The 23,243-nt window shown below is 48.3% G+C and carries 19 protein-coding genes and 3 pseudogenes; 6 read left to right on the forward strand and 16 right to left on the reverse strand.

All coding sequences use genetic code 11. The features are described from left to right. Positions 1-248: 248 nt before the first annotated feature. The gene (locus tag ACWGOO_RS13830) at positions 249-2,678 is read left to right on the forward strand and encodes a UvrD-helicase domain-containing protein (RefSeq protein WP_452484258.1); all 2,430 of its coding nucleotides are present in this window, start codon (positions 249-251) and stop codon (positions 2,676-2,678) included. 79 nt (positions 2,679-2,757) lie between these two features. Here ACWGOO_RS13830 and ACWGOO_RS13835 read toward each other — a convergent pair. Together ACWGOO_RS13835 and ACWGOO_RS13840 are read right to left on the reverse strand one after the other, a co-directional pair. Next, positions 2,758-3,471 (reverse strand): annotated as a pseudogene (locus ACWGOO_RS13835) (MetQ/NlpA family ABC transporter substrate-binding protein); the annotation flags it as partial. A 105-nt stretch (positions 3,472-3,576) separates the two neighbouring features. After that, a pseudogene (locus ACWGOO_RS13840) lies at positions 3,577-3,979 on the reverse strand (S-ribosylhomocysteine lyase); the annotation flags it as partial. A 223-nt stretch (positions 3,980-4,202) separates the two neighbouring features. Between ACWGOO_RS13840 and ACWGOO_RS13845 the strand changes: the two are divergent. Then, positions 4,203-4,985: a GTP pyrophosphokinase gene (locus tag ACWGOO_RS13845; RefSeq protein ID WP_452484260.1), complete on the forward strand. Its 783-nt coding sequence runs from the start codon at positions 4,203-4,205 to the stop codon at positions 4,983-4,985. 164 nt (positions 4,986-5,149) lie between these two features. Here ACWGOO_RS13845 and thrS read toward each other — a convergent pair whose 3' ends face one another. Next, a complete protein-coding gene (gene thrS / locus ACWGOO_RS13850) occupies positions 5,150-7,063 on the reverse strand; it encodes a threonine--tRNA ligase (RefSeq protein WP_452484262.1) in 1,914 nt (637 codons plus the stop codon). A gap of 515 nt (positions 7,064-7,578) precedes the next feature. Between thrS and ACWGOO_RS13855 the strand changes: the two genes are divergently transcribed. Together ACWGOO_RS13855 and ACWGOO_RS13860 are read left to right on the forward strand one after the other, a co-directional pair. Next, the gene (locus ACWGOO_RS13855; protein WP_452484264.1) at positions 7,579-8,133 is read left to right on the forward strand and encodes a TetR/AcrR family transcriptional regulator; all 555 of its coding nucleotides are present in this window, start codon (positions 7,579-7,581) and stop codon (positions 8,131-8,133) included. Between the two features lie 12 nt (positions 8,134-8,145). Next, positions 8,146-8,574, forward strand: a complete 429-nt coding sequence (locus tag ACWGOO_RS13860) for a DUF3995 domain-containing protein (protein WP_452484266.1) — start codon at positions 8,146-8,148, stop codon at positions 8,572-8,574. A 405-nt stretch (positions 8,575-8,979) separates the two neighbouring features. Here ACWGOO_RS13860 and ACWGOO_RS13865 read toward each other — a convergent pair whose 3' ends face one another. The 3 genes from ACWGOO_RS13865 to ACWGOO_RS13875 all read right to left on the reverse strand — a co-directional run bounded on the left by ACWGOO_RS13865 (position 8,980) and on the right by ACWGOO_RS13875 (position 11,416). Beyond that, complete coding sequence (locus ACWGOO_RS13865) at positions 8,980-9,282, reverse strand: hypothetical protein (RefSeq protein WP_452484268.1); 303 nt, start codon at positions 9,280-9,282, stop codon at positions 8,980-8,982. Next, a complete protein-coding gene (locus tag ACWGOO_RS13870; protein ID WP_452484270.1) occupies positions 9,270-10,367 on the reverse strand; it encodes a transposase in 1,098 nt (365 codons plus the stop codon). The genes ACWGOO_RS13865 and ACWGOO_RS13870 overlap by 13 nt, the downstream gene beginning before the upstream one ends. A 164-nt stretch (positions 10,368-10,531) precedes the next feature. Then, complete coding sequence (locus tag ACWGOO_RS13875; RefSeq protein ID WP_452484272.1) at positions 10,532-11,416, reverse strand: CPBP family glutamic-type intramembrane protease; 885 nt, start codon at positions 11,414-11,416, stop codon at positions 10,532-10,534. 316 nt (positions 11,417-11,732) lie between these two features. Here ACWGOO_RS13875 and ACWGOO_RS13880 point away from each other — a divergent pair, with 316 nt between their 5' ends. Together ACWGOO_RS13880 and ACWGOO_RS13885 are read left to right on the forward strand one after the other, a co-directional pair. After that, positions 11,733-13,073 carry an erythromycin esterase family protein gene (locus ACWGOO_RS13880; RefSeq protein ID WP_452484274.1) on the forward strand — a complete coding sequence of 447 codons (1,341 nt, stop codon included), beginning with the start codon at positions 11,733-11,735 and terminating at the stop codon, positions 13,071-13,073. Positions 13,074-13,191: 118 nt separating this feature from the next. Next, positions 13,192-15,006: a response regulator gene (locus ACWGOO_RS13885; protein WP_452484276.1), complete on the forward strand. Its 1,815-nt coding sequence runs from the start codon at positions 13,192-13,194 to the stop codon at positions 15,004-15,006. A gap of 274 nt (positions 15,007-15,280) precedes the next feature. Here the strand turns inward: ACWGOO_RS13885 and ACWGOO_RS13890 are convergent, their stop codons facing one another. The 10 genes and pseudogenes from ACWGOO_RS13890 to ACWGOO_RS13935 all read right to left on the reverse strand — a co-directional run bounded on the left by ACWGOO_RS13890 (position 15,281) and on the right by ACWGOO_RS13935 (position 23,237). Further along, on the reverse strand, positions 15,281-16,039 hold the full coding sequence (locus tag ACWGOO_RS13890; protein ID WP_452484278.1) for an MBL fold metallo-hydrolase: 759 nt from the start codon (positions 16,037-16,039) through the stop codon (positions 15,281-15,283). Between the two features lie 14 nt (positions 16,040-16,053). Next, positions 16,054-16,287 (reverse strand): hypothetical protein, encoded by a 234-nt coding sequence (locus ACWGOO_RS13895; RefSeq protein WP_452484280.1) that lies wholly within the window; start codon positions 16,285-16,287, stop codon positions 16,054-16,056. Between the two features lie 494 nt (positions 16,288-16,781). Beyond that, a pseudogene (locus ACWGOO_RS13900) lies at positions 16,782-16,951 on the reverse strand (glycosyltransferase family 2 protein); the annotation flags it as partial. Positions 16,952-17,285: 334 nt separating this feature from the next. Continuing rightward, positions 17,286-18,362 (reverse strand): Gfo/Idh/MocA family protein, encoded by a 1,077-nt coding sequence (locus ACWGOO_RS13905; protein ID WP_452484282.1) that lies wholly within the window; start codon positions 18,360-18,362, stop codon positions 17,286-17,288. Positions 18,363-18,556: 194 nt separating this feature from the next. Beyond that, positions 18,557-18,970 carry a DUF350 domain-containing protein gene (locus ACWGOO_RS13910; protein ID WP_452484284.1) on the reverse strand — a complete coding sequence of 138 codons (414 nt, stop codon included), beginning with the start codon at positions 18,968-18,970 and terminating at the stop codon, positions 18,557-18,559. Positions 18,971-19,043: 73 nt separating this feature from the next. Beyond that, complete coding sequence (locus ACWGOO_RS13915; protein ID WP_452484286.1) at positions 19,044-20,468, reverse strand: glutathionylspermidine synthase family protein; 1,425 nt, start codon at positions 20,466-20,468, stop codon at positions 19,044-19,046. A 1-nt stretch (position 20,469) separates the two neighbouring features. Further along, positions 20,470-20,799 carry a hypothetical protein gene (locus ACWGOO_RS13920; protein ID WP_452484504.1) on the reverse strand — a complete coding sequence of 110 codons (330 nt, stop codon included), beginning with the start codon at positions 20,797-20,799 and terminating at the stop codon, positions 20,470-20,472. Beyond that, complete coding sequence (locus ACWGOO_RS13925; RefSeq protein WP_452484288.1) at positions 20,799-21,206, reverse strand: hypothetical protein; 408 nt, start codon at positions 21,204-21,206, stop codon at positions 20,799-20,801. The genes ACWGOO_RS13920 and ACWGOO_RS13925 overlap by 1 nt, the downstream gene beginning before the upstream one ends. Before the next feature lie 248 nt (positions 21,207-21,454). Then, positions 21,455-22,369 (reverse strand): M15 family metallopeptidase, encoded by a 915-nt coding sequence (locus ACWGOO_RS13930; RefSeq protein WP_452484289.1) that lies wholly within the window; start codon positions 22,367-22,369, stop codon positions 21,455-21,457. Positions 22,370-22,517: 148 nt separating this feature from the next. Then, on the reverse strand, positions 22,518-23,237 hold the full coding sequence (locus ACWGOO_RS13935; RefSeq protein WP_452484291.1) for a phosphoribosylglycinamide synthetase: 720 nt from the start codon (positions 23,235-23,237) through the stop codon (positions 22,518-22,520). Positions 23,238-23,243 lie beyond the last annotated feature (6 nt).

Raw genomic sequence — 23,243 nt, forward strand, 5'->3', positions numbered from 1 at the left:
TTTTTCTGTTGGCAAACCTCGAACTCCTGTATAATGGAATGCGGTCATATCGCCTTTTGGAAGGATGCAAGCATCCGCGGCAACGTTCTGACGAACAATCTGTTCAGACCCGCATGTGTTTCAGCATATATTTCAGTCTATCGTCTTGTTCTCAAGATCAGCTTATGCTGACTAGAACTCTATCATACCAAAAACTACCCCCATTTGTGAAAATGGAAGATTTTATAATCGAAAGGGGTTTCAGGATCATGGACCCAAATCCTGCTTTTTACCCCCGTCCTATCGGGGTTCCTTATTCAACGTCGAGCCCGCAGGCCCGCCGTGCTTCTATGGATACCAGTTCAACGCTAGTATCTGACAGTGACCGCGACTCGGCTTATTTTCGCGCTTTGGAGAACGCGGGTATTCATTTGAATCGCCCGCAAATCCAGGCCGTCCGGCATGGCAAAGGCCCCTTGCTGACACTAGCCGGGGCAGGCTGCGGCAAAACCACGGTACTGGCCGCCCGTGCAGGCTACCTGATGGCGCTGCGGGATGTCCCTGCATCGTCCATCTTGCTGGTGACCTTCACCAGCAAGGCGGCTGCTGAAATGAAGCTGCGCATCGCAGGACTACCCGGTGTACGCGCGGCAGCCGCACGTGCCGTCCAAGCGCGTACCTTTCACTCGTTCGCTTTGGCGATGCTGCGGCATCGCGGCGTGCAGGATGAAGTATTCGGAGAAACGCAGGCCCAGCACACCGTCATGAAAATGATGCTTCACCAGCTCGGGCTTAGCGAGGCGTTCCAGCCTGAAAGCCTGCTGTCCGCCCTCTCCGCCTGGAAGGCGGAAGGTCGTAGCGCGGACGAGCTGCCGGAAACCGTACGCGAGGAATCGGATGCCAAGCGTGCCATGCTCGCGTATGAAGCGTGGAAACAGGAGCGCAATAAAATGGATTTTGACGATATTCTGCTGCGTGCCTCCGTTCTGCTGCGTGACCCGGATGTGCTTCAGCCGCTTCAACGGCGTTTTTCCCACATCATGGTCGATGAGTTTCAGGATACGAATGCCCTGCAATATGAAATGGTGCAGCGATTAGCTGCCCGTCACCGCAATTTGATGGTCGTCGGTGATGATGACCAGACGATCTATACCTTTAACGGGGCGCGTCAGGAATCCATTCTGGAGTTTGACAAGGTTTATAAGGATGCGAAGGTCATTACCCTTGATATAAATTACCGCAGCGATGCGCGGATTTTGGGGCTGGGCTCCAACATTGTCGCCAAAAACGTCCACCGGCGCTCCAAGCGCCTATCGGCTGCCGGACGTGAGGGCCTGCCCCCACAGTTTGCTACGCCATCCGGGCCGGAGGAAGAAGCAGCGCATATTGTTACACATCTGCTCGGACAGGTAGAGGAAGGTCGGCTTCGCTACCGGGATATCGCGATTTTGCACCGGACAGCCAGCGGAAGCCGTTCTATTTTTGAGCAACTAATCATGCGGGATGTACCGTTTATTCAGTACGGAGCCGGGGCGGTATTTTATGACCAATCCCTGATTCGTCCCTTGATGGATCACCTGCGTCTGTCGCTGAACCCTCGGCGGATGGAATCCATTCCGAGTACCCTTGGACCGCTGTATGTCTCCCGTGAAGCGGGAATGGAATGGATTATGCGCGAGGAAAAGCAGCAGGCAAAAAAATATCCGCTAATCCATCTCAACCGCTGGGATCGACTGCGTGACTTTCAGCGTGAACAGGTGAAGGAGCGTATTCGGCTGATTCGCAGCCTCACCACCATGAAGCCGACCTATGCCATTCAGGAAATGCGGCGCGTTTTCTATGATAAATATTTGGAAAGCGGCGATACGGGCGCGTGGACTCATTATAAGGAAACAATGCAGGAAAGTCTGGAGGAGCTGGAAACGGCGGCGAAGCGTTTTGACACAGTGGAGGCGTTCGTCAGCTTTGCGGACGAGCTTTCCGAGCGCCATCGTCAGATGGAATCGCTGCGCAAGGAAGAAGACAGCGATGCTGTCCGCCTCATGACGATCCACCGGGCCAAGGGACTGGAGTTCCCTTGCGTCTATTGGATCGGCGCCAGCGAAGGCATCCTGCCGCACAGCTCCGCGTTGCACAGCGAACTGCCAGAGGATCGACGGGCAGGCGCAGCCCCCGCAGCGGCCGCAGATAACGACGCGGCACTGGAGGAAGAGCGCCGCCTCGCCTACGTGGCTGTCACCCGGGCGAAGGAGCTGCTGTACATCACCTCCCCCGCCTCCAACCACGGCAAGCCTGCCGCCGTGTCGCGTTTTCTGCTGGAAGCCTACGGGGTCACGCCCCCTGAGGCTTCCAAGCCGGAAACGCGGCGCACCAGCTTCGGCCAGCCGAAGGGGACTTCCGGGCAAGGTGGCCGCGCTAGCAGCGGGGCGAACCCGTCCGGCGCGATTTCCCGCGTGAGCAGCAGACCGGGGCAGGGCAGCGGGCCAGCGCGGACGGCCTCGTCGGTGGCAAGTACACGGGAGGAGCCACGCATCAGCGTGCCCGTGTGGAAATGCACCGACGACGCCTGCAAGGCGTGGATGCGGCGCGATACGACAGGCGCCCGCCGAACGGCTTCGGCTGGAGCAGGCACGCCGCCGATGTGCCCGCTCTGCTCATCCCCGATGACAGAGGGCACGCGCAGCATCCCGGCTAGATAGCCTCAAGGCGGGGAGCCGATTAAGGGACAGCAGTCCCACTCCACTCGTTCATGATTTTCATTCTAAATTGTGCAACTCGTTAATGAAATAAAAAAGCACCTTCAAAACCACGATACAGCGTGGTTTTGAAGGTGCTTTTTGAGGACTTTCCTTCCAAATAAGAAACAGGCTCTTTAACCTCTACCTTGGTGCCGCCATATTCATCTTTAATGTATTTCTGAGTATCCTCGCTATGATACAGGTCTGCCAACTTTTGAAGTCCTTTGTCGTTTTGCTTATCGGATGAGGTCACCAGGACATTGATATTATTTTTAGTCGCCTGACTGATCTCTTCGTGGAACAAAGAATCCTTAAGTACATTCAGACCACCTTCCAAAGCAATCGTATTCCCGATCAGCTCAAATTTCAGGTTTTTAGGATTGCTGGTGATATCATTGACCGTACCTAAAGCATAATCAAAATCTGCTTTCAGCTTAATTAAGCCGGACGCTTCCAACAGCCTCAAACCTCTTGCCGTATTGGCCGGATTATCTGCCAAAGCCACCAAAGCCACGTCCGTCACTTCATCAATGCTTTTGAATTTTTGTTAATAAATTCCCATCGGCTCCAGATAGGCTGTGGCAATAGCCTTCAAATTCACCTTACTTTCCTTGTCGTAGGTAACGAGATACGCCCACGACTGGAATGCATTCACTTCCACTTCGCCTTCCTTAGTGGCATTGTTCGTTTTGATCCCGCCGTTAATTTCCTTCACTTGAATGTCCAACTCGGCATCCTTAGCCGATTGATTTCTTCATCTCTACTTCCCCCCCAAGCTCCACAATTCCCTTGCCTATACCTGACTTGCCGCCTGTCACTACTGCTGTCTGATGAGATAAGTCCATCGAAATCATAAATTTTAAAATACTCTTTGGAAAAGATCTCGGCTAATGCCAGCTTCCAATACAATTTTCACACATTCCGTGCTGAGAAAAGAGAGTGGTCCTTGTAGTTCCCGCATTCCAAAGGCGTGACAGCCGGAACCTCCGTGGTTTCCAGAATTCTTTTCAAGTTTTTTCCAAAGCGACTGCAATTTCTTCAGGCTCATGTTCGTTCCAAAAAATCAAATAGGACCCGGTTCTGCATCCCATCGGAGAAATATCGATCATCCCTTTAACTTCATCTCTCAAATACGTCGCCAACAAGTGTTCCAGCGTATGTACAGCGGCTGTTGGAATTGCATCTTCATTTGGCTGTAAAAATCTCAAGTCATACTTTTGGACTGTACTTCCTTTTTCGTCATGCTCTACTCCGGCTACTCTACATTCGTGCTATTTTTTAAAAATGAAATGCTCCAAATTAATATTTTTTTGTAATTACACATCGGATTACTCGGTTTTATCACATAAATGGTTATCCTGTTTTTTCTCCTGCTGGCCTCTTCTCCTTTGCCTGTAGGTTTTGACATGGTGTACAATATATACGGTGGTACATATTTACGAAATAGATCGAGGACATCGTAAGCCTCACTTAGGAGAATGGCCTATGAATGAACCGGATTGGAAGCACTTGAATGCTGTTCCTTTGCCCTTACAGGAATTTCAGTTACAGCTGGAGCAGAACGGAGTTAACGCCAAGCAACTGGAGGAATGGAGAAAAATCCCCGTCCTTTACCAGTTGGCTCTGGAGGAATTAAAGAACAAAATCAAGCTGATTCAGACGGAATGGAAGCTGTTGCACGGCTTTAGCCCGATTGAGCATATCAAGACCCGAATCAAAGAGCCTAACAGCATCGTGGAAAAGGTTCGGCGCAAAGGGTATGAAGTCACCTTGGACAATATACTGCGTGAAATCCATGACATCGCAGGTATGCGAGTGGTGTGCGCTTTTGTCGAAGATATTTACCGTCTGATGGATCACCTGCACACACGGGGAGACATCCGTATTCTGGAGGTCAAGGACTATATTGCCCATCCCAAGCCCAACGGCTATCAGAGCCTTCATGTCATTGTAGAATTTCCGCTGATCCTGTTTGAAGGTACGCGCTGGATTAAGGTTGAAATCCAGCTGCGCACACTGGCTATGGATTTCTGGGCCAGTATGGAACATATTTTATATTATAAGTTTGATAAAAAAGTGCCTAAGCATGTTGTGGACGGTTTGTCCGAGGCTGCACGTGCAACCTATGAGCTGGACCAGAAAATGCTGAAGCTGCGCGGCGAGATCTTGTCACTCAGCGAGGAACAGGAAGAATCGTCTGCGGCTTCAGCTCCGAAGACGCACGCTCTGCCCCCAGATCACACTGCATCCCGGCCGCAGACCTGCTAGGACTTCACTACTTATCTGGTAACTTGATCATTCAATCAGGGCGACAACAGCCTTGGCTCAGCTTCGCTGAAACCCATGCATTCTGTAATGTACAAAAAAAGAGCCATCAAAACCACGTTCATCATGGTTTTGATGGCTCTTTTGCTCATTTTTTCAATCGAATATTACTGCTTCTCACGAATCTCTGTGCTGATTTTCTCAACGATGTCCGCAATGCTGAGCGATCCTAGATCGCCTTCGCCCCGTTTGCGAACCGCTACAGTACCGGATGTTTTTTCATTTTCCCCGATAACGAACATATATGGAACCTTCTCCAATTGCGCCTCGCGGATTTTATAACCAAGCTTCTCATTACGAGTATCCACTTCGACGCGCAGACCCGCTTGCAGCAATGCATCCTGTATCTCATTGGCAGTCTCGATATAGTTCTCGGATACTGGCAGCAGCTTCGCATGTACAGGGGCCAGCCACAATGGGAATGCACCTGTAAAATGCTCAGTCAGGATGCCCATAAAGCGGTCAATCGAACCGTAGATGGCACGGTGAATAACGACTGGACGGTGCTTCTGGTTATCCTCGCCCACATAGGTGAGGTCGAACTTCTCAGGCATTTGGAAGTCCAATTGGATCGTTCCGCACTGCCAGCTGCGTTTGAGCGCATCGAGAATGTGGAAGTCAATTTTCGGGCCATAAAATGCTCCATCTCCCGCATTAATACGGTAGCTGATGCCCAGGTGATCCAGCACGTTTTGCAGAGCTTGTTCCGCTTGATCCCACAGCGCTGGCTCGCCCATAAAGTCATCTGGACGTGTGGACAGCTCCACTGTGAAGTCAAAGCCAAACACACTATACATTTCGTTAATCAGCTTGATTACGTCCGAAATCTCTTGTTCAATCTGACCTGGTGTGACGAAAATATGGGCATCATCCTGGCAGAATGTACGAACACGCATCATACCGTTCAACGCACCGGACAGCTCATGGCGATGCACTTGTCCAAATTCGGATATACGAATCGGCAGATCGCGGTAAGAATGAAGCTCATTTTTAAACACAAGCATATGCCCTGGGCAGTTCATCGGTTTCAGAGCAAATGTAGTTTCATCTACTTCGGAGAAGTACATGTTTTCCTTGTAATGCTCATAGTGTCCTGATTGTTCCCACAGACGATTGTTCATCATCAGCGGTGTGCGTACTTCTTCATAGCCATGCAGACGTTGAATTTCACGGGAGTAATCCTCCAGCGCAGTACGGACAACCATACCTTTCGGCAGGTAGAACGGCATACCTGGTGCTTCTTCGGAGAACATGAACAGCTCCAGCTCTTTACCCAGCTTGCGATGGTCGCGTTTTTTCGCTTCCTCCAGCAAGTGCAGATGCTCGTCCAGCTGTGCTTTTTTCGGGAATGCAGTTCCGTAGATACGTTGAAGCATCTTGTTGTTGGAATCGCCTCTCCAGTATGCGCCTGCTACACTCAGCAGTTTAAAAGCTTTAATGCGGCCAGTAGATGGCAAATGCGGCCCGCGACAGAGGTCAAAAAATTCGCCCTGATCGTAGATCGTAATTTCCGCATCCTCTGGCAAATCGCGAATCAGTTCCAGCTTCAACGGATCTTCCAGTTCTCCGAAAATACGAGTTGCTTCCTCACGGCTAACGACACGGCGTGTAATCGGCAGATTTTCCTGTGCAATCTTCGCCATTTCCTTCTCGATCTTCGCCAGATCGTCAACGGACAACGGGTTTTCGATATCAATGTCATAGTAAAAGCCGCTATCAATAACCGGGCCAATACCGAGCTTCACGTTTTTCTCGCCGTAAATGCGTTTGAGAGCTTGTGCCAGTAAATGTGCTGTGCTGTGACGATAAATTTCCAGACCGTCCGCACCGTCCAGCGTAATAATTTCCAGGTCGCTGTCCTGATCCAAAACGGTGTTCAGATCCACAGCCTTCCCATTCACTTTACCTGCGACTGCGTTCTTTTTCAGCCCGGAGCTGATCGAACCCGCCACATCAGCGATCGTTACGCCCTGCTCGTACTCGCGTACCGCTCCATCTGGCAATTTCACTTGAATACTCACGATTAAAGCCTCCATTCAAATTGTAGGTTACTTGCTATATATCAAAATTGAACGCAAAAAAAACGCCTCTCTCCCTCAAGGGACGAGTGCGTTCAGCTCGTGGTTCCACCCTAGTTCGGCCCGCTCCTGTGCATACATTCATGTTCATTAAACATGTTCATGCACGACATGCGTGACCCTCCATTGGTATCCGTTAACGGGGATCAATCGGTAGGCGCTTACTGATGCCACTGCCACATTGCACAGCTACATGTTCAACGTCACGGCTACAAAGGGGTAACTTCACATGCGGTTGCCGGAAAAGCTCTCAGCCTCGTCTTTTCTCTCTGAACGGCCCTTCAAGGAAATCATGTCTTTGATCAATGCCTTAAATATCACTATATGCTACAGCATTATAGATCAAATCCGCAGGTATTTCAAGTGGGCGTTTATGTATATCTATTTACATCACTCCAAAAGATCTGTAATATAATACTTATCTAGACGATAGCGTACAGAAAAAAAAGGAGGGCAAGATGCCTAAAATTATTGTCACAGATGAGCAATGGATTCAGGAAGGAATTAAACGGTTTGAACAGGGCGGTATCGAGCAGCTCGTTATTGAAAAAATGGCCGTTTGCTTAGGATGCAGCAAGAGCAGTTTTTATTGGTATTTTAGCAATCGCAGCAGCTATGTTAAACAGATTGTTGAGACGTGGAGGATGCAGACGACACAACAGGTCATTGCATCGTCTATTGTCCATGCTACCGCAGATGATCGGATCAGAGACGTGCTGACCCAGATGTTCGGGACGACGAAACGGGGAGATTTCCTGTTTTATCTACGGAAACTGTCATTGAAGGATGATACGTATCACTCCATTCTGGATGAAGTGGAACAGATGAGAATGGAGTTTATGAAACAGTTATTTATCCAAAAAGGTATGCAGCCAGAGAAAGCCTTTCAGAAATCATGGATGTTGTACCATTATTACTTAGGGTGGTATGAGCGTCACAAACAAGAGACGCTAAGTGACGAAACTATTCAGCAACATATTCACATGATTTGGACGGAGTGGATTACAATTTAAGGAGGATGTCATATGTTGGAGTTTCTCACATGGGCAGTTGGCGGAATTCTATTTATGTTGAGTGGCATGCATGTATATTGGGCAGTTGGCGGGAAAAGAGGATCTAAGGCAGCGATTCCGAGCACAGGAACGGCTTTGCTCTTTGAGCCCTCTAAAACAGGTACAGCGATTGTAGCCATTTTATTAGCTATAGCAGCCTGGTTCGTCCTTGAACTAGGGGGAGTTACACAATTCCTGCTTTTCAACTCCTTCTACTCCTACGGAGCAGGCTTGTTATCGTGTTTGTTTATTTTACGTTCTATCGGAGATTTCAGATGGGTAGGTTTTTTCAAGAGAAAGAAGGGAACAGTCTTTGCAAAGTGGGACAGTCTGCTCTATTCCCCCCTTTGTTTCCTTTTGGGAACAGCCATTTTAATGATTATGTTCTTGCGTACGGAGTAAATACGGTCTGTAGTAATATCAAATCTGTCACTACACTCGCAGAAGCTTAGGTGTCGTATCCTCGGACAGGGATTCGACTCCCCTCACCTCCATTAGAAAAACCCGCTTAATAGCGGTTTTTTTGCTGTTTATCTGACTATTTGCAGACGGCTGGTAGACGAAAGGATTTTTAACATTATTTTAGAGAAGTGCTGTAGACGATATAGCATTAGACCAGGTAAACAATCTCATTGAGGGGTACTATAGCTATATTTGCAATCCTGTAGAACAGCAGGTAGATTCAACCCTTCAAATTTATTTTTTTTGTTTCATCACTTACTGGACAGTGAAAAGTTCTACACCACTAAGAAGCCAGCGAATCCTCGTCAATATGAGACGTATCCTGCTTGGATTTAATTATTTTCGTTATAGATAAATGCGGATTTTGAGCAAACAGGCGAAAAATAGACTTGCGGAAATATGCGGCAACGGTAGCCTCAGACACCACAGTAGGAGAGGGGTTCGCAGGTAGCGGAAAAACATCCCCGGCGTCCGGCCTGAAAAGCGCAAAGCGACCAGTTGCAACAGCCCCATCGCGATGCACTGGCACATGACAAAACCTTCGATGGCTTGAATCGTTTGTTCCATCCGACGTTGATCCTGTTCGTCTTTTACGGCTTCGAGCGGATGGGCTGTATCCTTTTTCAAAAACCGGTTCAGCTTCGGCATGGACTTGCTCCAGAAACGGTAGCCGAAAGCGCCGATGACTTGCTCATTTCCCGGAACGTGCACTCGATCTTGAAGCGATAACCGTACAAGCCAATGATAGCTGTAGCCGCCAAGGAGAGATCCGTACTGACCAGCATGGAGCAGCGGTCCAGATGAATCACCAGCACAAAGCGTAATTCCTGATACCATCCCTGTCCCCAAAGCAAATCCAGGACTAGAAACTGAACCTCCTCTTCTTTGCCATACAGAGGAACGATGACGGTTTGAAAGTCGGCGGCGCGAGTCGTGAACAACTCTTTCAGTTTGACCGCCTTGCCTTTTTTCGGCGGTCGGCCACGCCCGGGCTTCTTAGGGGCGGGATGTTCGTAGGCCACTGCGTTAGACTTGGCTTTCGTCACCAGATGCATCCGGGCATCGGAGGCGAGATGGTACGCCTGCAAGCGTTTCAGGGCCGGAACCGACAAGAAGTACCGATCCAGAAGCAGCAGGGCTTGACCGAAGCCTTTGGCAGCCTCAAACCCTTGTTCAATCATCTGAACCACATGAGAAGGGGTCTCTGGCTCGTTGTTCGTTTTCTTCCAGTTTAGAATGGTTTGAATGCCGTCTTGCAGATTCATGAACAAGGGCAAACAGAACCATTTCCGGGAATCCCCCACCAGAATGCCGATGGCCCCAAACAAGTGACCGAAAATATAGTTGCCCTTGGAGACGTTCTCAGATTCCTGATGGAGCTTCTTGACGCCTGGCATCCGGCGGCCTTCCTTGGCCTCTTTCATCCCGTCACCGACGAGGACCACGGGATCCTGAATGACCAGCAGAGGCGCAGACCGGCGGATGACCTGAAGCCAAACCTGCCGTAAGGATGGCGAAGACCAGGCGGACGAACGGAAGAAGTGAATCAGCGTCTCATAGCAGCGACCATTCAGCGAGAGATCCCGAATGACGGAAGTCACACCGAGATGGTCGGAGCGCAGCATAAAGCCGATGACGATCACGACAAACCACTCGAAAGTGGCTGTTCTGGAGAAGCAAGAGCGAAATGGAAGTAGAAGTTCATTCAAGTATTTGAGCATCGGTATGGTCAATCGCTCTGAAATGAGGTAAACTGCTTCTTGTAACCCATTTGGCGATGTTATCCTTTCGTGTTGGAACCTAAGGATACCATATGATCGCCGGACTGGGTTATTTTTCTATGCAACGTTTTTTCGACAAGAACTTTTCACTGTCCAGTCACTTAAAAATCAATTATTTAATGGTTGTGCCCGCGCATCGTTGCTCGGGACATATTGATTGCAGTAATCAAGATAATCAGAGCGGTAATCAGGCCGGATTCTCCGATCCAAATCTCAGATTGATTTCCTGTAGTTGCACGTGTGAAAGGCCCTTGAATAGTGGCATTCCATGTGGCATGGATGATGACCGAAGGCCAGACGCTGCCTGTGATTAATCGCAAACGGGCGGTAATAAAGCTGAATGGCACGATACATAGGTAGATGCCAAGCACGGAAAGAATGACAGACGATCCTGCGGCGTATAAACCGACAATCACGATTGGAACGTGCCACGTTGCCCAGATTAATCCGCTAATAAGAATTGGGCGCTTAACTTTGGCATCGACCAACCGTGTGAGCATATAACCTCGCCAGCCGAGTTCTTCCCCCATAACCGGGATCAAGTTGATCAAGCTTCCTAAGATTCCAGTCACAACGACTATTAAAACGAAGTGCAGCGGTGTCGGTAGATACTGCAGTCCAAGTAAATGATAGACCGGTTCTAACGTACCACCTTGAGGAAGTTGAAACACAGCCAGCCCGCTAAGCCAGGCAATGGAGTAACTGATCCCACAGATGGCCATAGGCAATAGCAGGGCTAATCCAATGCCTTTCCATATTTTCGTATTGTTAAGACTGAATGATACGTCTTTAAATCCCTCACGCAGTAGGATGCGCGCTAGAATGGAAGACAGTGCGGGTGTAAACATGTACACTACGATGAGCGGGATGCTTTTAGTCATGATTACTATTGTATTCAGGATAATACTAATGACGAATAAGATGCCTAGGTAGAGCCGAAGTCCTGTTCTGGCACGTTGGACTCGATCCTCGGTTCGTGGTGCTGCTGTGTGCGATCTCATTAAAAATTCTTCCTTTCCAATGAATTAGTTAGCATGTCGAATCGATTGATATCTCTTCAAAACTCCTTTTCCATTTTTTTATTCTAACCTTCTCTGTTATCGATTCGATGAAACCATTATCATTCACGGGTTGTCATCTCCGATAGTGAGGAACAGTAATCAAATTCTCGTGATGCTTGTCAAAAAAATTCATGACAGTTCGTAACTATGAAAAGTGATGGTGCATGAGTGACAATCGGATTATAGCAATTGATGCATGGTATTAGCTTGCAGATCAATCTTGCTTAAATAATTCGATGGGGTGGAAACGATGAAGATGAATAAGAAAAAGATGTACAGTGGAATGGTTGCCTTGGTTAGTGCAGCCATACTAACAGCAGGATGCGCCGGGGACAAGGGAGCTCGACCAGTAGAAGTCGTCCAATCAGCACAACCGGTCGAGAATAATATCATCAAATCGATTGAATCACAGGCAAAGCCGTTGAAGACGATAGACCCGACACAACCATTCGATGATCTAAAGCCGTTTGAGAACATGATTGGGAGTGCCCATTACGTGGGATTGGGGGAGAATACGCACGGAAGCTCCGAAATTTTCACCATGAAGTTTCGCCTTGTGAAATATATGGTCACCCAGATGGGCTTTACGAATTTCGGAATGGAATTGGATTGGGGAGACGGTTTAAAGCTGAATGAATACATCCAAACAGGAAAAGGGAATCCAAGAGAATTTTTGAAACTATTGTATCCGAACGAGGAAATTATAGCCATGCTAAATTGGATGAAGGATTATAATGCTGATCCATCAAACAAGAAGAAAATCCAATTTATCGGGCTTGACTTGAAGGGGATGGATCAGAATACCTATAATCAAGTGTTAGATTATGTAAAGAAGCATCAGCCTGATGTACTGGCAGAAGTGGAAAAAAATTATAAAGATATGCCGGCTGTGACTGGAAGCTTGCAGGATTATATGAAGCTGACTCCAGAAGCGAAAGAAAAGTTCAAGGCTAACGCTGAGAACGTGGTCCGATTGCTCGATGGCAAGACCAAACAGGCAAATACAGAGAAAGATTCACCTGAGCTGATCTGGGCGAAAGCAACAGCGAAGGCGATAGAGAACTTCACAACCATGTTGGTGCCTAGTGACTATCCAAGCATGTTAAAGCTGCATGAACAATTTATGGCCGATCATTTAATATGGGCCCAAGAGGCATTAGGCGGTAAATCGATGATATGGGCACACAATGTCCACGTAGCCAAAGGCATTATCGATAAAAATTTCTACCCTGATGGATCAGGAAAATTTTTGAAAGAACGTTTAGGTGATGATTATGTCGTCGTTGGCAGCACAACGGCGGAGGGCCAGTTTACCTTATTCAGTGATGTCGCTTCTGGCAAGACTAAGGCGGAAACGATTCCACAGGATGTGAACAGTACCAATGATACGCTTGGAAAAGTCCCATATGATATGTTCTTGTTGGATAATCGCCATCTTAAGGGACAGGCTGATCAATGGGTCAAAGAAAAGCGGCCGTTGCTGAGCCTTGGGGGACAACTCGTCCCGAACGCGCCGGTTTACTTTGAAGCATCCCTGTTAGAGCAGTTCGACATTGTTTTCCAAATTCGCAAAACAAGCCCGTCCCATATGAAGTAAGAGCATGACGACAATCCCTTTCTTGGGCAACCGGGACAGGGATTGCTCTTCTTAAGGAACAGAATATGGTACAATCTGATAACAATCAGGTGAAGGATTGAGGTACTCTATGAAACAAATGATTATACGCTGGTCGTGGCCGGATTGGGTCGTATTTGGTATACGTATCGTATGGTGGATCACGCAAGTTATCGGCTTGTGCAGGAATTATACGAATGAATTGCCGATGCCACTTTGGGTAGCTATTGCGCTTTCCTTTGTTCCTTTCTCTATACCGTTCTTGCTTCAACAATTTCATCTGCGATGGTATTTGATTTCAGAGATTGTTTTATCGGGTGGTTTCGTTATTTTCTTAAACCTGTATTCTTTATCTAATGTATGGGGGTTTATCCCGATTGGCTTTGTTATCGGCATATTAAGCATTAACAAGTCCTCTCGATGGACAGCGTTTTTATCTATTGGGGTCGTACCGTTTATCGTCTGCTCCGTAACCGGCAAGGACTGGACGGAAATCCTCTTTAATGTCATGTTGAACTACGGGATCGTTTTTACATTAGGCTATGCTTTTCAATTAGCTATTCTCGCTCATAACCAAGGCAGAATCATTCGGGAGCAAAATCGTATTCTGAGGCAACACGTGGTCCAAATCGAGCAGATGACGTTAATCGAAGAACGTAACCGGCTTTCGAAGGAGTTGCATGATACGATCGGCCATACACTGACTTCCATTATTATGGGGATGGAGTCGTTACGTCCAGCGGTCACCGGCGATCACTCGGAGCGATTGGACGCCCTCCTGGACTCTTCCCGCAATGGGCTTGATGAGGTTCGGAAACATCTGCATCAGATGTCGATGTCCAGCCTCCATGCATCTTTTACCTCATCACTGCAAAAGCTGGTGAACAAATTTCAGGATACAACGGGCATAGAAGTCAAGTTTCGTACAATGGGTGATGAATATTCCGTGCCCAATCAAATTAAACTGGCGCTGTACCGCTGTCTTCAGGAAGCGTTAACGAATGCGGCGCGTCACGGACAAGCAACATCCATTCAGGTTCAACTGCACTTCGAAAGTAAGCAATTGAGGATTCAAATTCAAGATAATGGAAAAGGCGCTGAACAACTTCTGCCAGGCTTCGGACTTTCTACAATGAAGGAGAGGATGTTAGAGCTGTCAGGCCAGATGTCTGTCCATTCTGATCCTGATGAAGGGACTGTCGTCCTGTGTACCGTGCCAAGACATGAAAATTTGCAGAGCAAGATTCGGATTGTGCTCGTAGATGATCAACAGTTGATTGTAGACAGCCTTAGGATGATACTGGATGAACAAGAGGATTTGCAGATTGTAGGTACGGCGGAGAATGGGAAAGCCGCAATCGACTTGTGCGAACAAATGCATCCGGATGTCATTTTAATGGATGTCCGTATGCCCGAAATGGATGGTATCGAAGCTTTGAAAGTGATAAAAGAAAAGTGGCCTGATCTTCGAGTTATTATCATGAGCACCTTCAGTGAGGTAGAACAAGCGGTAACCGTACTTCAGAACGGAGCAGTCGGCTATTTGATGAAGTCTATCCAGCCAAAAGAATTAATAGAAACAATCCGGCTCATACATATGGGGGGTACGTCTATTACACAAGAAATCGCGGAACAGGTGTTTGAGGAGATGAAGCAGCAAAGCCTGCGTCTAATGGAGGGGGGAGGATCTGTAGGATCTAATCCGTACGGATTAACAAGACGCGAGTTGGACATATTGGAGCAGCTTTTTCAGGGACTCCGTTACAAAACTATTGCTGCCAACATGATCCTCTCGGAAGGTACGATTCGTAACTATGTATCGACCCTCTATTCAAAGCTTGGGGTCAATAACAGGGATGACGCTATAAACAAAGCGCAAGAGGAGGGACTGCTTGGCAAGGCAAGCGCTCAATAATCTGATCGTCGTCGCTTTTGAGCGTCACTCATCTCGGATCAATTCATGGATTAGAAGCAGTCGTCTATGTAACACCCTCGAACAACCGTAGCGTCAATCGGCGGCGAATTGTGATTTGGCACACCACGGCTCGGCTCCATATGCCAAATCCACAACCGCGAGAGGTTGTGGATTTGGATTTTCTTCCTTCTTAGTCTTTTAGTATTACATCTACACGCTTCTCGCCCTCGCGGCGTATACGCTCATTCTTTATTGCGCCAAAAGGAAAGGAGATTTAAAAAGAGACGACTTCTCCATCTTCAGGGACCCAAACGGAATCCTCCAGATGTTGTTCCTTCAGGAACTTGGTAAGCTGGTTTCGGCTCGATTTACAGTGGTTGATGGTATTCAGATGTACGGCAAGGAGCTTGGTCCTCGGTGACAATCGAGCTATGCGAGCGATATCTTCGCGTGTCATGGTGATAACAGTTCCCCATATCATCTCCGCTTCCCCTGTATTCAAAATAGCAATATCCGGACTGTACTTACGAAAAGCCGCTTCAATAGCAGGCGTATAAATACAGTCACCAACGATATAAATAGAACCTTCCTTCATTGTATTCAAGATAAAGCCGGAAACCGGCCCGAGTAATTTGCCAGAAAGCCCTAGAGCATGTTGCCCCGCAATTCGTTTCATCTGAATACCTTCCCACTCAAAAGAATTATTGACTGGTATTGCTCTCAAGAACCCAGCAGATCGCACGGAAGCTTGGTCTCTGGGCTGACAAAATACAGGTATATTTTTATTGAGAATGGAAATGGCCTTTTTATCCCAATGATCAAAGTGACGATGTGTCAACAGAATGGCATCCACATCCTCAAAAAGGAGGAGTGGAACAGGCAATGGGGTTAATGGGTTTCTACGATAATTTCGAGTTAAAGGCACAGGCGAAAGTTCGCCGACATCACTTAACATCGGATCAACCAGTATGCGTTTACCGTTTATGGTTAGAATTGACGTAGCGTGCCGAATATGTTGAACTGAAATGAGCATACTAGACAACTCCTCTATTTTAAATGCCGACAGGTCCATTTTGAAAATATCATATTAATTTCGTAGTATAAAGGAAGTCGTTTCCCTCGGATGGCTAAGAGGAAAATGATGACCATTTGAATAGACGATTGCTCCTGCTTAAAAACCTGAACATTAAACTTCGCTAGCTCATCGTTTGAAATAAGTGCTAATTCACGCCCCTTGCCTCCAGGAATAACTGGCATCAGCCCTCTTTGCATACTCGTCACAAGCAGGCCTAAGCTTGCTACATGAATAAATTGCTGCTAGCCCTTCAATTGATGGATACTTTTAGCGAATTCACCGATATGCTTGGCCTCGTTTAAAATACCTTTCTCTAAAAATAATGTTGCCGCTACTTCAATCACACGTTTTTGATTCATTAATTTTACCTTTGGTCATAACTAGAACTATAAAGTACTAATTTGAGTGTTGCAAGTAAGAAGATAGGGGAGTTAAAATCGTTACTAAAATTAGCAAGTTAATGAGGGTCTAGAAGATGTTTTTGATCATTCCAACCGTTTTACTCGACTTAAAATGTTTGGCTGTCGGGTGCGACGCTTCAAACAATCTAATCATTACGCGACGGAGTATTGTGGCTCTGCACATCCACGCCTCACCTTCCTTTCCTGAATTACCCTTGCACGCTTTTGTAGTTTGACGTGTTTAACCACACAATAGGGAAGAATGATAGATACGAGTTGCACGTTGCAAACGAGCAATGTTACTCTGCCAGTTTTTCAGACTTCAGCAGCATTTCTCGTAAAACGTGAGCGACTCGACTTTTCCTGCTCTTTGCTTTCTTTTTTATCCATCGTAATGATTTTTTGTATGCTTGAGTATTATTTGTTGAACGAACTGTTTGGCTGCCATTCGCAGTGTTCTCTTCAACAATGAAGGATATCTTCTGGCGTTATTAGCGGAATAATTACATTCGCTGCTTCAAAATCCGCACTCCATAAGTTGGATTGTGTAAGTGCGTTACGACAATGTTCTTTTTCCTGGGCTCAATTATAGATTGGAATGATGATACTGTAGCGGATAGCCAATGCAATCCCTCCGACCATTTTTTTAGAAAACCCTTAATTCGCAAAAAAAAGGACGCTCTAACGTCCAGATCTCGCCGTTTATGTCCCCATCCTTGGCCTGTACGTTATAGACCCGATGGGCGAACCTCCATAAGAATCGGCAAACTCATAAGCTTGCTCACACTCCTTTTCGTAATGCCTTACACTTCTACAAGACGCCCGTTCTCTTTCCACGATTGCAGTATTTTCTCAAGCACCCACTGGTTTTTGTAGCCGTCTTCGAATAAAGGGGCACGATCCACGGATTTTCCCCTTGCCAGTTCAACAAAGTCTCCATAAGCCGTATGATCATAGATCGCAGGGACAGCCCAAGTCTCATATTCGGCATCCGGATGTTCCGGGTCACGCAGCACAATGCGGACATTTTCCGGGTTGTTGAGGCTGGCATGCAGCGTACCGAGTTCGCCATAGATATCAACTTCGATATCGTGACGTTTGCCGATGGCATTTTTGTGAGTGATGAACGTGCCAACCGTATTATCGCCTACGATACCGTGGAAGGTAGCCAGATCGTCCACATCCACTTTTACAGGCAAACCCGTGACCGGATCAGGCCGCTCGGGTGTGATCGTATGCAGCAGAGCTGCGACACTTTTAAATTCACCGACCAGAAAACGAGCCAGATCAATAATATGTGAGGCTGTATCGCCCACCACTCCAGAGCCCGCTTTGGCCAGATTGTGGCGCCATGTATACGGATGTTGAAGATATGGCGAGAAGCCATCCATCAGATAACGGAATTGAATATTGTAGATTTTGCCCAGCTTTTGTTCATCCAGCAGTTGCTTGGCATATTGGAAGGCTGCGCCGTAGCGATGCTTGTAGTGAACCAGAAAAGGTACCGGATTCGCTGCATACAGCTTGTTCAACTGATCCGCTTCCTCCCAATTGAGGGTCAACGGTTTTTCTGCCAATACAGCTTTGTGCTCTTCGAGCGCAATACGAATAATGTCAAAATGCACATCATTGGGCGTCAGTGACAGAATCGCATCTACCTCCGGGTCACGAATTAACGCTTCATAATGGGGATACTGCTTGGAAGCAGGCAGCTCCAATTGCTCACCGATCAGGTGAAGACGATTTTCGTCTACATCACTAACGGCCACAATGGAAACCCCCGAGATGGTTTGTAGTGATCTAATGTGATATTCAGCGATACGGCCAAGTCCGATGACACCCATACGAATTGGTTTGGTTTGGGAGGTGGATGTACTCATGTGTTCAGGCTTCCCTTCTCTTCAAATTGTTTAATATCTGTAGCAAATTCCTTTTTGCTATGCAGTATCACCCGTAGCTTTGTAGAATAGTCTCCACAAAAGCGATAGTCGTAATCTTCATTCTCATACAAAAAAGGATCTGCATCTCCTTTGTCCGGTTTTGCAGATCCTTTGTATACCTTTTCTATATCGAGCTACATTAAAAATGTACCTACGACAAAAGCCACCCCGACAATGATCGAGCGCAGCAGTTGCGCCAGAGCCACATTGCCTTTGGCAATTTCCTCGCAAATCTTGGTACGCGGTGTCACCAGATCAAAAATAATATACACCAGACACAGCACCACAATGCCCACAGCCGACCAGATCAGCATATCGAGCCATGAATGACTGCTGTACGACACCATTCCCACAATAATACACAGACCCAGCAGTTTCGCACCCATATAGATGCCTGCCGCCTCATTGCCACGCGCAATTTCTTGGTTGTCGTTATAACGTGTCAGCAAGCTGAACACAAAATACCCTACGATTAATATGGCAAACAGGATAAGCAGGCCGATGCCTACATTGCCGAATGCGTTGCCCAAGCTAATATGTGAGTCCAATTTTCTTCCTCCTTATGGATACTTATCAATTGTACAGCACCATTCCGCCTACTCCATTTTTATGTGCACTTTTTCAAGTTCGGCTTATATAGTTGTTAGCAGGGAGCTTGGGAGATGCGGCGGGAATGGCGGCGGCGCAATAATAGGCCATATCGCCAGTTACCTTTTCCCCGATTCGGGGCAGAATGCCTGCAAAACGTCCGCCAATCACGAATACGCCTGTCAGCACATAGCCGCGATACAGTCCTTCTTCGGTCTGCACCTCCGCGCTCTGCATCGGCCATAGCTGCTGATAAATCTTGGGCTGAGCTTCGTAATAGGCGGCAATATGTGCGGCCTCCTCCTGCTCCGGCGTTAGGGCTGGAGCTTCTTCAACCTCTACTATGACTTTGGCATCCGTCATTTCCACTTCAGTTTCGGCATGCTCGATCAGGTGTGTCCCTTTGCCCTCCCGTCCCCATATGCCCTTGGCTACATAAGGCTCTCCGGTCTGCATAAACACTGAGGGTTCAAAATACGTGGGCAGCAGATAGGTTCGTATGATCTCCAGCTCCCGGTCGTTGAACAAACGGAACCCGCAGAACTCGGGCGTCTGCTCATTGCGCTCATACAGCGACCAGACGGTTGCGGTGAACCCCTTGCTCTGGGTAATGATATGCTGCGGCGGGTTGATTAGTCCTATTTTTTCGTCCGCCACCATATCCATTAGCGCCTGACCCACCTCCAGACCCGTATCCTCCTCACGGTCATCAATTAGATATTCCAACGGATACAGGCGATAGAGAATGTGTATCTGCTCTCCTCGATGGTACAATCCTTCGTCCGGTACAATTTCCAATTCTTCCAAAGGCGCATACACTACTTCAAACCCGGCTTGTTCACACAAATGCATGATGTATTTCGTGTTTGTCTGATCCTCGATATGCCAGTCATAGCAGGCAAAATAAACCTTCATCCCTAATCCTTTGCCGCTATAAAAATGAATCAAATCCGTCATCGCGGACTGGATCGCCTCGTCCATACCAGATGACGGTCCATATAACGCAGCCGTATCGTCCTCGGATGCTTTCAATCCTCTTAACAACTCCAGCAGCTTCCCTTCGAGATAGGCCACCTCGGGAATTCCGGTGGGAGTATCGGTGTTGTTCTCAATACACTTGATACCTGCTTCGCTCACAATCCAGTCCTGACGGGTAATACCGTCCGGCGCAGCCTCCATACGAGCCGCACGCAGCAGACCCGGATGAATACCCAGCCGTTCCACCAGATACTCATCTGGCATATAACGCTGGACGAATTGCTGTACCTTGCGATAAATGCTATGTACCGCCTCAGATGCAGCCTGAAGCTCTGCCAGCTCTGTTTCCTGATAAATAGTTAGCACAGGCAGGCAATAGGGTTTGCCATACATGCGATGGTACGGAATCCTGTGACTGATTTCACCTTTAAAAAGCTCGTCATGCTCATAGGGCAGTTGCTGAATGGTACGCATATTCATCTTAGCCCCCAGAGAAAAATCCGCTACGCGAGCCGCTGCTACCAAAACCACTATGCGAGCTGGAGGACTTGCTCCTCCGGTAAGAGCTGGAAGAATGGCTGCTGTTATAGGAGGACGCTCCATAATAATAAGTCGAGCCGCCATAGGAATAACCGCTGCTGTCGGAATCCCGGCACGCTGTCTGCTCTGATACGGGAAGCTCATCGCAGTCATAATATTCGTCGTCACCGCAGCCCGTCAGAACGGCTGGCACAGCCAGCATCAGGGCAAAGGCCGCCATCCGTGTACGAGAGCCGGGTCTGGATTTGGTGTTCTCCCCAGAATGCTCCATCACAGATCGACCTCCCTCACAAACAGATGAACCTTTTTCAACTGCGGGTCCAGTACCGAATAAATAAACTCATAGGTTTTGCCACCCAGCACCGTATAATGGTCGAGCAAGCGTTGGGCCAGCTCCAAGGTAAATACCGAGCCTTCCCGCTGTTCCATCCTGCGAAACGCAGGTTCATGCCATTCCCAGTAAAACGCGCTGAACGAGGAAGCATAACCACCCTCCTCTGCCAGCACGAGGTTCGTGATCGAAGCGCCGTAAGGCTTCGCACGTTCTCCTGTAAACTCGGTCACATAGACGGAATGCTCCGTATGCTCCTCGCTTTCATTCGAGATATGCGCCCACAATCTGCCGTCAAGCCTTGTGGCATCTACAAGCTTGCGCAGAAACAGCTCATCATCCGACACGGATTCCCGTATCAGGCTACGCAGTTCCTTTTGTTTGTCTTCCGACCATTCGCGATACGTTATTGAATAATAAATGATGATTCCCTTCCCTTCCTGTACGCTTCTGTGATGAGGCTGCTGCGTTACGAATCAAAGCGCTGCTGCTGTCGTCGTTCACTATACGAGATTCTACCGTGAAAAGGTTCATTTTGGAAGAAAAACACGCCAAAAAACCGCAATCCCCAGGATTACGGCTTTGTTCTCAGCTGCTAGAGCTTGATATTCTTCTCGTCGAAATATTCCTCCAGCGTCATCCCTTGCTTGGCTACATTCTCCGCAATGTCTACTCCCACATAACGGATATGCCAAGGCTCATACACATAGCCGGTCACATCTTCCTTACCCTTCATATAACGAATAATAAATCCGTATTCCGGTGCATGTTTTTCCAGCCATTCGCCTTCCTTGGAAGCTCCGAAGGATTGTTCCAGCACATTGTCTACGCTTGGGCTGGATACGTCAATGGACAATCCCGTCTGATGCTCGCTTGTACCCGGTACAGCACTAACCTTAGAGGCATATTCCTGCCCCTTGGTCTTCACATTGTTGTTAAAAATGGAAACCTGACGCTTATAGGAACGGTATCCCGATACAGCCCGCAATTCAATGCCGTCCTTCTTCGCACCGTCGAACAGCTTCTCCAGCGCCTCTGCCGCTTCCTTGCGCATATGGCGCTTCTCATGTGGACCTTCGAAGGAAAAAGGCACCTTCGGCTCCACCAGATCATCCGGGGCATAGCCTACAGGCAAGCTGCGCTTTTTGTTCACGACGACGGTATCAGACGTCGCGTTGGTGACGATGGCCGTACCGCCATCTTCCTTCACCGTGGCTTGCAGCGCACTCTCACTTCGCAGCGCCATCACGGGATCTGCCTGTCCACTTCCTGTACCCGCCGAGGCTTGTCCAGTGCCCGTTTCAGTATCGCTACTATTGCCCGCATTCGACTGGGTGGAAGGCTGCATGCTCTTCTGCGTCGTCGGGGATGATTTCAGTGGCTGGCTTTCCTGTCCGCCCAAACCTCCCTGCTGGCACGCTGCCAATAGCAGCCCCGGCAGGATCAGTACCGGGATAAGCGCTTTGGTCCAGCGCTTAGGGGTCCGTTTCTGTTGCATATGTTGTTTCATGCGGGTATCTCCTCCAATATTACATTTGATGCATTTATTGAGATTTTTTCCATTATTCTATTGTAACTGAACTTTCGACACTCTTCGAGCCGTTATTCGGTTCGATGAAGCTGTATAGGCCCGAAAAAGAAAGGATAGCCCCGAATTGCTACGGAGTATGACGTTTTTGCGGAATTGTGGCACGGGCTCGTTCAGCTACACGCTCACGTATGAGCTTCAACGCTTCTGCCGCACGGGGCAGTCCCGGCAACAATGCCGTAATATCCGCTTCATTCACTGGAGCAAGCTTCTGCGGCAGGCGAATCTCAATGGCATGAAAGCCCGCGCCTGGACGGTGCAATGCTCCTTCGGCGGCAGATTCAGCAATCCATTCGCTGATTGCCGCCGACCCGCTACGTTCGCCCTCTAACCGCGAGGTCGGCTCAAACGCGGGAGATGCCCCCTGCACATGGGGCAGTTCTCCAGCCCAAGCACGGAATACAAATTCCAGCAGCGCTTCGCGCGTCATTCCGATCAACTCCAGGCCAAGCAGCGGATCGCTTTCCAGCCCCGCTTGGAGAGCCTTTTTCGCTTCGTCGGTTGCACCAACACCGTCCTCCAGGCTGGATGTAGCCGCATCGGCTGCTGCCTGAACGACCTCGTCCAGTGAGGGGCAGGCTTCCCCTTGCATCAAACGGTATATGTCCCAAGGCTCCGCCTGTAGCTGCTCCAGCCATGCCGTCCGCTGTTCCGGGTCCAATACAGGCACGGTGCCAGTCCAGCGGACAGCCTGAGCAGTCGTCGAACCGTTTTCTGATCCGTTTTCTTCCTCTACTTCTGCCTCCCATTGACCGTCAGTTACCCGCAGCTCCACACGTGGCCTTGTCATCGTCTT

The sequence above is a fragment of the Paenibacillus sp. NPDC055715 genome (assembly GCF_053617595.1).